The sequence below is a fragment of the Acutalibacter sp. JLR.KK004 genome, assembly GCF_036941085.1.
GTDB lineage: Bacteria > Bacillota > Clostridia > Oscillospirales > Acutalibacteraceae > Acutalibacter.
This window is the reverse complement of the sequence record NZ_JAYMNQ010000001.1, coordinates 1,662,749-1,676,033: the sequence shown is the minus strand read 5'-3', so window position 1 is coordinate 1,676,033 and position 13,285 is coordinate 1,662,749. Positions and strand designations below refer to the sequence as shown.

The window sequence follows — 13,285 nt, the reverse complement described above, 5'->3', positions numbered from 1 at the left end:
GGTTTATATTCAGTTACGCATAAAAGTTGATGCTGTTGGGTATTCCAACAAACATATAGCAGTAGGTGATGCCGTCATATTGGGTTACGCCTACACCAATGCAGTCGCAATCCGGGTCAATCATAGTCTGGAAATGGCCGGGCGAGTTGATCCAGTTAGTGACGGCGCGTTTGGCGGCATCCTCCGTGCCAGTGAATACGGTGAGGTTGTCACCGAAGCCGTAGGGATAGCCAGCATCTGCGGCGGCCTTGCCCTCCTCCTGGGCGTGATGCCAGGTGTACCGTTGATTGGAGCAGGCTTGCGCGGCGTTCATTAGGGCCTCGCTGACCGGCAGCTCCGACACACCGTTTGCCACGCGGGTCTGGTTGATAAGCCGTACCAGTTCCAACCGTATCGCCATGTTGTCTGTCAAAGCGGCGGTACTTTCACCGGCAGGGGAGGACGGGATGGCGGATTGCACGGTGATAGTCACACTTCCTGTCCTGCCGTCCGGGGCGGTCACAGTGATCGTTGCTGTGCCGGGGGCCTGAGCGTTGGCTGTCCAATGCCCCAGCACATTTTCCACACGCACAACATTGGGATCACTGGAAACTGCGGTACAATCCGATTCTGAAACCATCAAGCCGCTGATCTCTCCGGTAGCCAGAGTATTGCCCTTATAGCTGCCTACCCGTATGGAAGCATCCGCCTGTACGGGAGCAACGCCGGTATAAGGGGCGTCACTGTCAATTTGAACCGCGCCGTCCCAATAGACGTTGAAGCCCACCAGCTCACCCACGTCCCGCAGCTTCACATAGTTGCTGCCATCAATGGTAAACGCCGCCAGCTCTACCCGCTGGCCGTCCAGATAGATGATGTTTGTGCTGGGGATCGCCTTATAGAAGATTTCCGCCGCGTGCGCCACGCCGCCGCTGAACAGGGCCGCGCCCAAGATCATCCCGGCAAACAGGGTCAAAATGGTCTTTCCTGCGTTTTTCATAATGTCCTCCTTTTGTCCTGTGTGGTTGGTGTTGTATTTTATCGTAAAACAACCCAATTATACTATATACCAAAACCGCACAGAAAGCAAGCTGGAGAACACTCAAATGATGTAGAAAATGGGCGGCGTTTTTTGGTGGTCCTACACAGCTCTGTTTGAGGCTGTCAGGTCCTTTCCACCGCTGTCACGCACCAGCGGTAGGCGCTCTCGTTGCGGACACAGGTAAAGAGCGTAATGCGGTTATCGCTGGTGGAGCCGGTGGCGCTGCTGTCTGTTTCGCTGATTTTCTGGACGCTGGTGACGTAGTAGGTACGGGTCCCCAGCATAGTGGTCAGCGTGATCTCGTCCCCGATGTTCAGCGTATGGATTTCTCCGAAGTAGCAGTTGGTTCCTCGGTTGTGGCCCGCCACGCAGACATTTCCGGCCCAAATGCTGGTATCGGTGAAGTGGCCCGCGCCTTTGGCGAGGGTGGCGCTGTCCGTCCCCTGATATATCTTCACATTCACGCCAATAGCGGGGATTTTCAGCGTCCCCAAGTGTCCTCCAGCGTAATAGAGGTCGCTGGTCACGTCCGTGTAGCCGATGGTGCTGGTGGTGAAGTTCTCATTACCAGCAGGGGGATAAGTCCCCGCGCTGATGGAGGTATCCGTGGCGGGATAACCGCCAGGGCTGGAATCGGTATAGCCATAATTGCCCACAGCGTTCACCAACCCTCCAGACATAGCGCCGGGGGCAAGGTTGGGCGTCAGATACTCCCCGGAGCCGCGGAGATAGCTGGTGGGCGTTCCAAAACCCGGAGCGATCAGGGTGGCGGTCTTGCTCCTGTTCACGTTCTGGTCCTCCGCCTGATAGATCACATCCTGGGAGGTGGGGTCCGCGAACAGGTAATCGTCCGCGCCGTCAAAGCCGTATTCCAAGGCGCTGGCCTGGGTGACACAGAGCGCAGTAACCAGCAGGGACGAGATAAGCTGGGATTTCAGATGGGTTTTCAGCTTCATGTGGCCGATCTCCTTTCCTTGATTTTTTCATAGCCCCAATAGGCGGCAGCAAGCAGGGCGGCGATACCGCCCACGCATCCGGCGATGGAGAGGGCCGCTGCCCCGCCAGACGGGGCGGCGGTATCAGTGACCGTATCGCCGTCGGCCTGGAGGGTGTCCCCCGGGGGATTGCTCCCAGCGGGGCCATCCTCCTGGGCGTCCTGCCTCTCGCCGCCCGTATTGCCGTTTTCCTGGGTGGGGGCGGTATTGGTGTAGGGTACATCCGTACATCCGAAGATTGCGGTATAAATCACAACCTCGCAGGAGGTTTTCGCCACTTCCCCGGTATAGTCGGCGGTCACGGTGTAGCCGGTGACGTAGCGGCTGCTCACCGAGCCGGTGTAGCTGGCTGTGGCGGTGTAGCGTGTCACCACGTCCTCGCCCTCCATGTCGGTGGTACTGGACCACTTCACATCCGCCAGATTGAGTGTCTTGCCGCCCTCCGTCACCGTTTTGGGCACAAGGGACAGGTCGGCGTCGGACAGGTTGGGATAGGTTCGGGAAGCGGAGAGGCTTCGGGTGGAAGTGCCATAACCCTTAACATCCACCTGGACGCTGTTGTAGTCCAGCTTCAGCACTCCGGTGTAACCGTCCTCTGTTTCGGACTCGATCTCCGCGTCAAGCTGCTTCAAAATCTCACCCAAATCGCCGGTCTTGCTGTCCGTGGTGACGGTTTTGGTCAGCGGCTGAGTGTCCACGCCCACCTCCGTTTTCCGGGTCATCTCCATCAGGTGGAAGGTCATGCCGTATTCCTCGAAGTCCTCCGTAGGGATGCCAGCCGGATCGTCCGAAAGGGAAAGCTGGTAGACCTTGCGGACACGGGGCTGGTCGAAATCGCCAGCGGTGTAGGATTCAACCTCGATGGGGTAATAACAGGCCGCCGAACGGTCAGCGGCCAGAGCGGGGGGCGACGCCATGCACAGCATCAGCACCGCAGCGCACAGCAGCATGGAAATTCGCCGTTTTGTCATTTCGATCATCTCCTTATCGGTAAAAAATAGGACGGCCATGTGGGGCCGTCTGACTGTGTGGAATTACCGTGCCCCGGTGCGGGGGGCGCTCTGCTCCGCCGCGTTATGTTCATACAGAATCACCCTTCTCCGGGCTGTGCGGCAGGGCGAAGTATGCCTCAAATTCCTTCTGCTGGGCGGCGGTCAGGGAGGCGAAATGTTCCCCCTCGAAACTGCACAGCAGGAAAGTCCCGGCGATAAAGTCCCCGCTGTCCGTGGGGTTCTCCCGGTTGGGCATCAGGCCCATGTGCTTCCCCTCGCTGTTACAGACCAGCATGACCCGCTGGGGCAGGTAGCACCCGGCCTCAATGGGGCCGCCCACAATCTTCTGAAAGGCTTCCAGCGTGTCCTCCGCCTTGGCAGGGTACGGGGCTTTGCCGGGTTCCACCACCAGAATGTCGATTTCTTTTGTCATACAATGTCCTCCGTTTCGTGTTATATTCCAGCGGCATCCTGGGCCAGATCGTGGCTGACCAGGGACGCGTAATACTGGCCGATGGTTGTGGGCGCATTGTAAAGCGCCGCCAGGGTGTACGCCTTGATGTTCTTCACCAGCGTGGTGTTCTGGCTCAGACTTTCCAGAACATAGGCGATATGCTCATGGCTGAGTTTCAGAAAGCGGCTCTTGACCACGCCGGTGGCAACTTCCTCCCCGGCGATACGGATGAAGTCACGCCGGGAGCAGCAGACCTCCACCATGAGTTCCACATAGCCCTCCAGCGTTTCCTCGTCATAGGGATGCTCCGTCAGGAGAAGGTCATAGTCGATATTTTCTTTTATCAGCTCTCGGTATCTATCCATCTCATCCATCCTCATCCGGCTCTTGGGCCTTGCACGGGCAAACGGTGCGGGGGTAGGGGGAAGGATGGATAGGTCAGTATCATTCAGTTCAGTATTTTTCTTTTCAGTCTTATTAGGGGCGGAAAAACCGCTGTCAAGACCGCGCATTTTCAGCGGTGCAGACTGCGGAATTTCCGCAGTCAAGAGTGCGGCACTGTCCAGCGGTCTTGACTGCTGATTTTCCGCAGTCTGGGGGGCGGGGGGCGGCGGTGTCTGTTCCGGTTGCTGGGGCTGTCCGGGTTCCGGGGGCAGGATGAAGTTTTTGACGTAGATGCGGGTGGGCCGTCCCTGGCCCTGCTTCTTCCGCTCGATCAGGCCAATGCCGTCCTTGTCCAATTCCCGGAACAGCTTCGTGGCCTTGTCCTTGCCGCAGCTCATCAGGGCCATAGCGTCCTCCTGTGTGAAATAGATGTAGACGCGCCGGTCGCTGTCCATCCAGCCGTTCTTGACGGACAGCCCCATGCGGTCCAGCAGAAGGCCATAGAGAACCTTGGCCTCGATGGAAACGCCCTTATAACGGGGGTCGGTCAGCAGGACCTTGGGGATGCGGTAGAAACTGTACTGCTCCGCTTCGTTGCCGTAGTAGTAGTCCAGATTCAGATTTGACGGCATGGTGATTGCCTCCTTTGAAATGTGCGGAGAAGCAAAAAAAGCGCCCCGGTGACTGCGATAGTCACCGGGGCGCTCATGCTTCCTGCCGCTTTGTAGATTTATCCGTAAACGTAAAAAAGCCTCCGCATAGCTGGCAGTCAGCTATGCGGAGGCGGATGTATTGCGTTCAGCTAAAAACCTGGGCAGCGGGCCGCTGGATGCCATAATAGAGGCGATCTCCATATAGCGCAGAAATGCGGCATAAAATGTTTCCTTGGAGCCTCCGTAGGCATCCGCCACATCTTGCAGGGCCTTACGGAAAACACGCTCCCGCGCCGCCTCATATTCGTCATAGGCGGCAAGCAGTCCGCTCAGCGTCCTCTTGAGATGCTTTTTCCTGATCCTCTTGTTCATTACGGCTGGTCGCCCTCCCTTACCCGGACCGCCAACCCTTTCAAGGGGAGATCGGCGTAATTGGCAAGGTAATAGTCCCTGCCGTCATACCGCAGGAATGTCCGCTCCCAATGAGAATTGTCCAGACGGTATTTGTCCGGCACAAGGACTTCAATAGGGCTTCCCTCACGGAAGCAGAACCCCGCCGTTGTCTCATACTGCCCGCTGCCATTTTTCCACAGGCGACTGGTTTCCTTGATGGGCCGGGACAGGTACGACGCCATCTCCTGCACAGTCCGCAGGTTATCAATCACAATTTCTAAATGTGCGGACAGGAGGTTTGCGTCATAGTCGTCAAGGGTATGCGTGTCCATCTTAGCGGCAAGGGCCTGGATTCTCGCCGTCCGACTGCTGGATTCATTTACCAGCCGAAGAAGTTCTTCCAATTTCGGCATCTGCGCCTCCTTTCCCCCGTATGCCCGATAGGTCAGGCTGATTCTGCCGTAAACGTAAAAAAGCCGCCCCCACAACCGATTTCAGTCAGTTGTGAGGGCGGCTGATGCTGGCCTATTGCCACGGCCAGGGCTGGGTCCGCACACGGACGCGCAGTCCCTTCATAGTAATATCTTTATGTCCAACCAGGTAATAATCCCTGCCGTTATGCTCCACGCTGGTGATTGTCCAATAAGGAACATCGTGGTACTCATCCGACACAAGAGCCTCAATCACGCTGGTGCAATCATAGTAGTGGCCCTTTGCCGTCCGGTACTTCCCGGCAGTCCCTTTACTCAGGCGGCTTTCCTCTGCGACAGGCCGGGTCAGATAGGAAATGTATTCCTGCACATCCGCCAGCCGTTCCGTGATACGCCGCAGCTCATCCCAAATGAGGATTTGTTCTCCATCATGGAAATCAATATCCAGACCGCTTAAATCGTTGTATTCGGGATAGGTGGAGAATTTGAGAAATTGCGAGATGTGCTGGTTCAGCTTGACCGCCTCCGCAAGCGCCGCTTGTAAATCTGCCATGATAACAGCCTCCCTTCTATTTGTGCTGAACGCTCCACGTTTCCAGCAGGGACACTATGACTTCCTCCATCTGCTGGGCGGTGTAAGTCTGCGGAAAGTATTGACGCAGCCTTGTCTGTTTGAGGACTACCTGCACAGTGGCGGGGCATCCCTCTGACAGAATGGCCTCAATAACAGTGATGGTCAGCACTTCGGTTCTGCGCTGCTCTTTGATTTTCACAAGTTGGCTCCTTGTAGGAATTACACTCAGCTTGTCCATCACCGATGCGAGGATAGTCTGCTCCTGTTCTGTCAGAATAGCGATATAGTCAGCGGCGGTACTGAACGATAGTTTGTCCTCGTCCACTAAAGTCAGCAGGGGCGAGATTAACTTGGTTAAAGCTATGTACCGGGTGACTGTCAGACCACAGTTCTCTCCAGCGTCCTGTGCGATTTTCTCCCGTGCGGTCAACTTCGGAACTGCCGGTTCCGAAGTGAGGTCCCGCCGCTTACCCTGATGCTTCAAGGCTTCCATTTTCATCTTGTAGGCAAAGGCTTTCTCGCTGGGCAGGATTTTCTCACGCTGGAGGTTGGAATCGACCATGATTATGGTAGCTTCATCATCATCCAATTCCCGAACGAGGACTGGCATTGTCTCCCTGCCCGCCAACTCGCTCCCTCGCTTGCGCCGGTGTCCCGCTATGATCTCATAGCCGCCCTCTTTGCGGGGGCGAACAATTCCGGGAGCCAAGACACCGCTCCGCGCGATACTCTCCACCGTTTTCTGCATCGCTTCATCATCCCGCACTTGAAAAGGGTGATCTTTGAAAGGAAACAGTTCTGCCAGCGGAACCTCCTGCACCTGTTCGCCGTTGGCCTCCGCTTTGCCGCCAGTTTGAAACAAGTCGTCAAAGCCAGCCAACTGTATCTTACTGGCGCTGCCTTTCATGATGCCAAGACCTCCCTTGTCAGAGACGCATAGGCGGCGGAGACTTTACCAGCAGGGTCATGGAGGTAAATGCTTCGGCCCTCTGCGCTGGTTTCTGCCGCCCGGATTGACTGAGGGATAATACTGTTGAAAATCCGCAGCTTGTCCCCATAGGAATTGCGGAGCAGCTCAATGATCTCCCGTGAATAGGTCGTTCGCAAATCCGCCATAGTGATAAGGATGCCCGCAATCTCCAGACCGGGATTGATTTTCCGCTTTACATTTGATATAGTACGGATAAGCTGTTCCAATCCCTTGATTGAGAGGTAGTGCGCCTGCATGGGAATCAGCACTTGATCCGCAGCGGCCAGGGCATTGATGGTCAGCATACCCAAGGAAGGGCAGCAGTCCAACAGAATCACATCGTACTGATCTCGGACGCTGTTCAGATAGTCCCGCAAGATCGTCTCTCGGCTCATAGTGTTTACCAGCGTGACCTCCAAGCCGGACAGCTCGATGTTGGCCGGAAGAAGGTCAACAGCTTCCGCTTGATGGAGGATGCCCTCGCCGGGGGACACTGGCTCATCCAAAATTATGCGGCCCAAAATGGTCGCCAGCGTATTTTCCATCTGATCGGGCCGCTGGTATCCCAGGCTGGCAGTCAAGGACCCCTGAGCATCCATGTCCACCAGAAGAACTTTCTTGCCTGCCCGCGCCAGACCGATACCCAGGTTGACCGCCGTTACGGTTTTGCCAACTCCGCCTTTTTGGTTGCAGATTGCCGTTATTTTCGCCATTTCGCTCATTTTTGGCCTCCTTCTATGTTCATAGAATAAAAACAGGACTAAACCAGCGCGCCCCTTGCTGTGGGGTGTTTCTGATTTAGTCCTATTTTAACAGGCCCGTCAACGTAAAACTGGCAGTTGAGAAAACCGTTGCGCTTGGCATATTCTTTCAGCATGGTTTTCTGTGTGCTGATACTCATGCTCTCGTTGTTTGTGCCGTCGTCTTTGGAAAGCCTGCAATATAAAGCAGTGATTTTGTCGTTATTCAGTTTTGCCCTTTTCATTTTGTCCTCCTTGATGAAAAGGGACTTCCTCTTAACTCATATTATACTATATTCCCTTTTCCGTTTCCAGTGCTAATTTGCGTTGTTTGCCGCTATCTCCTTAACCTTTTTTGTTATCTGTTCCTCGGCTATCCGCTTGAATACTGTTTCCATTTTTTCAGTGCCTACATAGTGCCTTTCCACAATAATTTTTGTGGGTGGGTGCTGTCGGGTGGCTCTTTGCTGTGTATTGCTGTCTTTGCTCATAAATCTGCTCCTTTAAAATAAAATAGAGCGCATAGATTTTCCTATACGCTCTGACGCTGTGTTACTTATTCAGTTCTGATTGTGGGAAATGGTTGTTTAGATACACAGGAATTTGTATCAGCTTTGCAGATATTCAATCAGCTTATTTGCATATTCATCGCTATGCTCGTGTAAATACTGCCCATGTCCCATATGTTCAATCTCTATATCTACTATAGCAGGCAGATATTTCTTTAACAAAGTAACGCTCTTTCTTGGATATTGCTCATTTGAGCCTCTCCAGAACAAAATAACCCCCTTGTAATTTCTTATACTTTCAGGAATATGATACCTATACACAAATTCACACGCATTTTTTATAGTATTTGAGGTGATGCCCGTATAAAGCATTTCGATAATACTGTTGTTATCTTTTCCCATAACGGCGTCCATCATAAATTTAGGGATTGCTTTTCCGTTTTGAATCCGCTTGATTGCTTTGCAGAATATATATTCATATGGCTTTGTCAACAAGCCCATCTTTGTCAGAAACGCCGCATCCAAATGTGTTTTAGCGACATTAACATTGCCTCTTCCAATAATTTCAACAGCCATTGTTGCTCCCATAGAAAATCCAGACAGACAATACAAATTACCAGATAGATTATTTATTATGTAATTTTCTATCTCGTCGCAATTGTTTTTAAGACTGACAAGTTCATCTGTTCTTTCACTGTGACCATCCACTTCTGCCAATATCACATAATAATCTGCCAAATGTTTTAAAATTGGTTCATAGCAAAGCATTGCTGTGGAAGCCATTCCATGTATAAATAGTATTGACCTATTATTTTTATCGCCAAAACATAAAAAATTCATAACACTATCCTCCATCAATTCCGATTTTGTACCTTTAACAGAATACCACAATCAAACCCATATTTCTATTGAATTTCCATTAAATTTCTTCCTCCCTCCGCTTAGTCTTGTTTTGTTGTCTGCTATGCTGTCGGCTCTCGTTCTGAAGCTCCCTTTCAAGGTTCTTTCTGTTGTAGCTGATTACTTCCGCATAAGCTAATTCTGTGGCGGTTTTGGTCTGCTCCTTGCCGATACTGTCATATTCCGATTGCAAAGACTGTATCTCTGCTTTCCACTGTTTAGGCGTTATCTTCTCGCCGTTCTGTAAAAGGCTCTGCATACGCTCCTTTAGTTCGGGGTACTTTGCAAGGCTTTCTTTATGCTCCTTATCGTATCTCATTTTCGCAAGTCCTTTGAGTGACTGGCTCTCTTTATAGGTAGCTTGGATTGGCGCATAGAGGGCATACATTTTTGACAGTTCCTTTACCCTTGCCGATTATCTTCACTTGCTGATGGCATGGAGAATGGACTACGCCCCGCACTCCCCGGAGGAAGCCTTTCATCGCCGCTGATTGCCCCGCTTACCTTATCTTCATAAAGTTTTGCGGTGATCTGTTCCAGCTCCTCCAAACGCCGCCGCAAACGGCTGATTTCCTGTCGGCAGTCCTCTTGTTGCGCGGCGCTTGCGGATTGGATGTGCTGTTTCAGCTTATCCAGTACAGCGGCTTCATCGGCTGCTACCGCTTTTCCATGCGCCCGGATTTCACTCAGCACCAGGTTTTTCAGGCTGATCTCAAAAATCCGGTGCCAGGAGCAGATGCTGTGTCCGGTAGTGGCAAACCGGGAGCAGAAATAAGAAGTATAGTGCTTGACAGTGCCATTTTTCCGGCGCTGTGTTTCGCGGGCGGCAACCAGAGGATGCCCACAGTCCGCGCAGACCAGCTTGGATGACAGTTTCCAAGGCACCAACATACATAGATGTGTCCTTGCTATGCACATCAAAATTTCCCACTGCCATCTCTTTGAGCAAATGTGCCTCGTCCTGAATAACGCCGGAGAGGGTCGCTTGGCTGCTGCGTAGAGCATCACACATGACCCCCAATTCATTCTTACTTTGGTAGTCAACAGGAATTCTTGCTCACGTCTACGTTGGGCATTTCGCCCCGGTCAGCCGTCACTACCGGCTCGATGGAGGTGGACTTGCCGTACTCCGGGTCGCCGGGGCCGTCGATGTTGTAGTCCAGTGCGCTGGCGGGGACAGTCAGGGCCAGTGTCAGGCACAGAACGGAAAAAAGCATCCTCGGTGATGAACTCCTTTGTCTGCGGGAGAAGGGCCAGCACCGCGCCCATGTCCTTGCTCTGGCTGGACACAGACACGGTTTCCGTGTGCTGACGGCTCTCGTTGGCGGGAAGTTCCTGTTTCAGCAGGTCAGTCAGGGTGTAATGGTATCAAAGCTCATCCCTTGGTAGTAAATTCGTAGTAATCTGGGGGTTCGATTATCAGGAAATGCGGGGTAATGCGCTGTTTCACAAGGTTTTGCGGGTTCTTACAAAATATTTATGTTAAATGTAAGTAAAGAAACGCCTAACCAAAGTGCGGTTGGCGTTTCTCATTGTGCGCCTTTAGGCGTTGCTGGTATTATGCCCTTTTAGGGCTTATTATTCATACCACGTCCTTCGGGCGTGGTATTGATTGCTTACAGACCAAGAACTTCTTTTTTCTTCGTGTCAAATTCTGCTTGGGTGATAACGCCACTATCCAGCAGGTTTTTATATTTTGCCAGTTCATCTGCAGCGCTGGCCGGAGCAGGCGCCTGGGGCTGTACTACAGCGGTGTGCGTCTTTTGCCGGGCTACCAGCAGATCGCTGATGCATCGGTAAATTTCTTTTTTGTTGCCCAGTCCGGCAAATTTTATTCTCCCGGAGGAAGTGCCGATTATAATGCCGCCCAAAATGCTGGAGCTTATGGACGAAATTGTGTCAATGGGAAGGTCAACCTTTTTCCCCCAGGAGCCTGTGCCGTACACCCGCTCCGTTGTGACCGTCATTTCTACAGGTGCTGTAAGCAGAGCCAGCAGGCCTGTGGGGACAATGTAGGCGACAAGGACTGGAAGCAGGGCTTTTCCACCTGAAGTGATTGAGACAGAGATACCCATAATCACAGATAAGATAAACAGGATCAGGCATATCCTTCCGAGAATACCCCGTTTGCTTTCTGCCAGCACTTTTTCGTTCATATCCATTCCTCTTTTCTTTTTCCCTCACGGGAATTTTGATTACCTTCATTATAGCCCGAATACGGGCTATTGTCAAGAAGAATACCAACTAATACGATGAAAGCAAAAACAAAGGGGGCATTTGCTTGATCGTATTTGACAGGCTCTGGAAAACTATGAGGGAGAAAGAGGTTTCTCAGTATAAACTGATAAAGGAATACAATTTCAGCAGCGGGCAGCTTGACAGGCTGCGCAAAAACGGGAACGTAAGCACCTACACGCTGAACCAGCTTTGCGGGATTTTAGACTGCGGGCTGGAGGATATAGCAGAGTATGTGGAGGATATAGAAGCATGAAAGAATATATGTAATAAGATTTCTAACAGAAAAACAGCAGGGAAAAGCCGTAGCCTTTCCCTGCTGTTTTTGCATACATCCTGTTATTGCATAATTAACTCGCCGTCGGCAGGCAGTTCTGCCGGAAGGGCGGCTGGCCTGTCCAGATACCAGTATGCCACGGAGGTATAATCGTCATACCGGGGGCCTGTCCAGCCCAGGTTGTCCATGGTCATGCGGAAAGAACGGCTGAAATATACGGGATCCTGTATGTGGAAGCGGTACAGCAGGAAGCGCTGCTGCCCGTTATACATCTCGCTGCTGTCGTTGCCTGTAATGGCGTACAGCCCGGCATACAGCCCGCTGAAGGTCTGGTACTGCTTTTGCAGGATGTCGTTGCCAAAGCCATAAGAGCCGCAGAAATAGTCCTCTGTGCCAGTATAGTTGATGGTGGGATACTCCCCGCCGTCAATATACATTTTAGGCTCCCCTTCCACCCAGCAGGTGTTGTGACCGTTCATCCCGGCGGCAAAGCACAGCCCGACAAACTGCCCCTTGCCCTCAAGGCCGTCTACAACCGTATAGGCCCGGCCCTTCTGCACAGGGTGCTCCTGGCGGTAAAAGGCGTGGAAATATCCGGCGGCAGGGGAAATTTCCCCCTTCCAGCCCTCAATCATGTAATAGAGGGTCTGCTCCTTGTCTCCCCGGTTTTCCATGGTGACCCGGCAGTGCCGGCGGAAGGGCATCTCCCAATAACAGTTATAGCCCCGGCCCGGGGCCATCAGGATGGGCGCGGCGCTGAGCACCGGATATTTGCCGTCCCTGTCCTTGAAATTCTCATCGTAGGCGCAGCCGAAAAAGGCGGAGATGGGAGCCTCTACAGAAGGGGCCTCCTGGCCCTCCCAGTATACCCGCAGGACAAAAGAATGGCCGATATACCCGGTAAACCACATGTGGGTGATCATTCCCGGGCCGTCTGTATCGCACAGGGTAACAGTCTCTCCCGGCGCAATCTGGATGCAGGGCCGCAGCTTTTCGCAGTCCCTGCCCCGGGTGCCGCCGGCGTGGGTTCCGGTGGGATTTTCCGCAGAAAAGCCAAAGCTTTCCCTTGCTTGGATTTCAAAGACAGACATATGAGTACCTCCTCGCATTTTTTCCAGTATATCCCATCCGCTCCCAAAGTGCAACCCTGTCCCGCCAAAAGATTTCATAAAAGCTTTGCGCTTCCCTGTTAAAAGAATTTGGCCATGGCGTACACGTCCTGGCAGGTGCCGTCGGCCAGCTTCCCTTCCCCGCAAAGCTTTCCCTCCACCTGGAAGCCCAGGGAGAAGTACAGTCCCAGCGCGCGGGTGTTCTGGGTGTCCACTGTCAGCTTTAATTTTTCAATTTGGTGCTCCCGGCACCAGTCCAGTTGGATGGACATCATCCTGCGGCCTAGGCCCATGCGCCAGAAGTCCTGCCGGACGGACACGGCGATTTCCCCGATGTGCCTGCTCCGCCTGCGCCCTTTGGAATAAAAGCAGCCGCAGGTGGCGGCAAGCTCCCCGCCCTCTGTTTCCGCAATGAGGAACAGCTTTTCATCCCCTTCGGCCCAGCGCCTCAGAAGCTCTTCCTCCTGCTCCAGGGTATAGCTTTCCGCAAATTCCCCCGGCTCCCTTGCCAGAAAGACTGTCTCCCGGTCTACATGATCCATGTACGTAAACAGCCTGGGGGCGTCTGTCCCTTCCGCGTTCCGGATGATGAAGCGCCCACCTTTTCCCTCAAAAACTTCCCTATACCGTGACATGCTTTCAGCGCCC

General features: G+C 53.0%; 19 protein-coding genes and 2 pseudogenes. 2 read left to right on the top strand and 19 right to left on the bottom strand.

The features are described from left to right. Positions 1 to 13: 13 nt before the first annotated feature. The 14 genes from VSQ30_RS09125 to VSQ30_RS09060 form a co-directional block, all read right to left on the bottom strand. Entirely contained in the window at positions 14 to 979 is a 966-nt protein-coding gene (locus VSQ30_RS09125; protein ID WP_304965843.1) for a CAP domain-containing protein, read from the bottom strand. A 164-nt stretch (positions 980 to 1,143) separates the two neighbouring features. Then, positions 1,144 to 1,977, bottom strand: coding sequence for a class D sortase (locus VSQ30_RS09120; RefSeq protein ID WP_334463578.1), 834 nt, complete (start codon positions 1,975 to 1,977; stop codon positions 1,144 to 1,146). Beyond that, on the bottom strand, positions 1,974 to 2,987 hold the full coding sequence (locus VSQ30_RS09115; protein ID WP_334463576.1) for a hypothetical protein: 1,014 nt from the start codon (positions 2,985 to 2,987) through the stop codon (positions 1,974 to 1,976). Before VSQ30_RS09115 ends, VSQ30_RS09120 begins: the two co-directional genes overlap by 4 nt. 109 nt (positions 2,988 to 3,096) lie before the next feature. Beyond that, a complete protein-coding gene (locus VSQ30_RS09110) occupies positions 3,097 to 3,441 on the bottom strand; it encodes a DUF3846 domain-containing protein (protein ID WP_304965840.1) in 345 nt (114 codons plus the stop codon). 20 nt (positions 3,442 to 3,461) lie between these two features. Further along, complete coding sequence (locus VSQ30_RS09105) at positions 3,462 to 4,478, bottom strand: DUF6017 domain-containing protein (RefSeq protein ID WP_334463574.1); 1,017 nt, start codon at positions 4,476 to 4,478, stop codon at positions 3,462 to 3,464. Between the two features lie 141 nt (positions 4,479 to 4,619). Continuing rightward, complete coding sequence (locus VSQ30_RS09100) at positions 4,620 to 4,871, bottom strand: hypothetical protein (protein WP_334463573.1); 252 nt, start codon at positions 4,869 to 4,871, stop codon at positions 4,620 to 4,622. Continuing rightward, on the bottom strand, positions 4,871 to 5,305 hold the full coding sequence (locus VSQ30_RS09095; protein ID WP_334463572.1) for a DUF5348 domain-containing protein: 435 nt from the start codon (positions 5,303 to 5,305) through the stop codon (positions 4,871 to 4,873). The genes VSQ30_RS09100 and VSQ30_RS09095 overlap by 1 nt, the downstream gene beginning before the upstream one ends. 112 nt (positions 5,306 to 5,417) lie before the next feature. Continuing rightward, positions 5,418 to 5,876 (bottom strand): DUF5348 domain-containing protein, encoded by a 459-nt coding sequence (locus tag VSQ30_RS09090; protein WP_334463570.1) that lies wholly within the window; start codon positions 5,874 to 5,876, stop codon positions 5,418 to 5,420. A gap of 16 nt (positions 5,877 to 5,892) precedes the next feature. Continuing rightward, positions 5,893 to 6,804 (bottom strand): ParB/RepB/Spo0J family partition protein, encoded by a 912-nt coding sequence (locus VSQ30_RS09085; protein ID WP_334463568.1) that lies wholly within the window; start codon positions 6,802 to 6,804, stop codon positions 5,893 to 5,895. Continuing rightward, positions 6,801 to 7,589 (bottom strand): ParA family protein, encoded by a 789-nt coding sequence (locus tag VSQ30_RS09080; protein ID WP_502876223.1) that lies wholly within the window; start codon positions 7,587 to 7,589, stop codon positions 6,801 to 6,803. Before VSQ30_RS09080 ends, VSQ30_RS09085 begins: the two co-directional genes overlap by 4 nt. A gap of 38 nt (positions 7,590 to 7,627) precedes the next feature. Next, complete coding sequence (locus tag VSQ30_RS09075; protein ID WP_334463566.1) at positions 7,628 to 7,852, bottom strand: recombinase family protein; 225 nt, start codon at positions 7,850 to 7,852, stop codon at positions 7,628 to 7,630. Positions 7,853 to 7,924: 72 nt separating this feature from the next. Then, complete coding sequence (locus VSQ30_RS09070) at positions 7,925 to 8,098, bottom strand: hypothetical protein (protein ID WP_016226240.1); 174 nt, start codon at positions 8,096 to 8,098, stop codon at positions 7,925 to 7,927. Positions 8,099 to 8,215: 117 nt separating this feature from the next. Beyond that, positions 8,216 to 8,956, bottom strand: coding sequence for an alpha/beta fold hydrolase (locus VSQ30_RS09065; RefSeq protein WP_016226241.1), 741 nt, complete (start codon positions 8,954 to 8,956; stop codon positions 8,216 to 8,218). Between the two features lie 79 nt (positions 8,957 to 9,035). Beyond that, positions 9,036 to 9,335, bottom strand: coding sequence for a hypothetical protein (locus VSQ30_RS09060; protein ID WP_334463565.1), 300 nt, complete (start codon positions 9,333 to 9,335; stop codon positions 9,036 to 9,038). A gap of 88 nt (positions 9,336 to 9,423) precedes the next feature. Here VSQ30_RS09060 and VSQ30_RS09055 point away from each other — a divergent pair. Then, positions 9,424 to 9,504 (top strand): annotated as a pseudogene (locus VSQ30_RS09055) (CHC2 zinc finger domain-containing protein); the annotation flags it as partial. Here the strand turns inward: VSQ30_RS09055 and VSQ30_RS09050 are convergent. From VSQ30_RS09050 to VSQ30_RS09040, 3 genes and pseudogenes are all read right to left on the bottom strand, one after another. Continuing rightward, positions 9,497 to 9,886: pseudogene (locus VSQ30_RS09050) on the bottom strand (recombinase zinc ribbon domain-containing protein); the annotation flags it as partial. The pseudogenes VSQ30_RS09055 and VSQ30_RS09050 overlap by 8 nt on opposite strands. 170 nt (positions 9,887 to 10,056) lie before the next feature. After that, positions 10,057 to 10,233, bottom strand: a complete 177-nt coding sequence (locus VSQ30_RS09045) for a hypothetical protein (protein ID WP_334463564.1) — start codon at positions 10,231 to 10,233, stop codon at positions 10,057 to 10,059. 399 nt (positions 10,234 to 10,632) lie between these two features. Then, positions 10,633 to 11,172: an SHOCT domain-containing protein gene (locus VSQ30_RS09040; RefSeq protein WP_334463563.1), complete on the bottom strand. Its 540-nt coding sequence runs from the start codon at positions 11,170 to 11,172 to the stop codon at positions 10,633 to 10,635. A 125-nt stretch (positions 11,173 to 11,297) separates the two neighbouring features. On the opposite strand from VSQ30_RS09040, the gene VSQ30_RS09035 reads away from it, so the two are divergent. After that, positions 11,298 to 11,507, top strand: a complete 210-nt coding sequence (locus VSQ30_RS09035) for a helix-turn-helix domain-containing protein (protein WP_160641208.1) — start codon at positions 11,298 to 11,300, stop codon at positions 11,505 to 11,507. A gap of 83 nt (positions 11,508 to 11,590) precedes the next feature. Here VSQ30_RS09035 and VSQ30_RS09030 read toward each other — a convergent pair whose 3' ends face one another. Both VSQ30_RS09030 and VSQ30_RS09025 read right to left on the bottom strand, forming a co-directional pair. Continuing rightward, complete coding sequence (locus tag VSQ30_RS09030; protein ID WP_334463562.1) at positions 11,591 to 12,619, bottom strand: glycoside hydrolase family 172 protein; 1,029 nt, start codon at positions 12,617 to 12,619, stop codon at positions 11,591 to 11,593. Between the two features lie 98 nt (positions 12,620 to 12,717). Continuing rightward, on the bottom strand, positions 12,718 to 13,272 hold the full coding sequence (locus VSQ30_RS09025; RefSeq protein ID WP_334463561.1) for a GNAT family N-acetyltransferase: 555 nt from the start codon (positions 13,270 to 13,272) through the stop codon (positions 12,718 to 12,720). Positions 13,273 to 13,285: the final 13 nt, after the last annotated feature.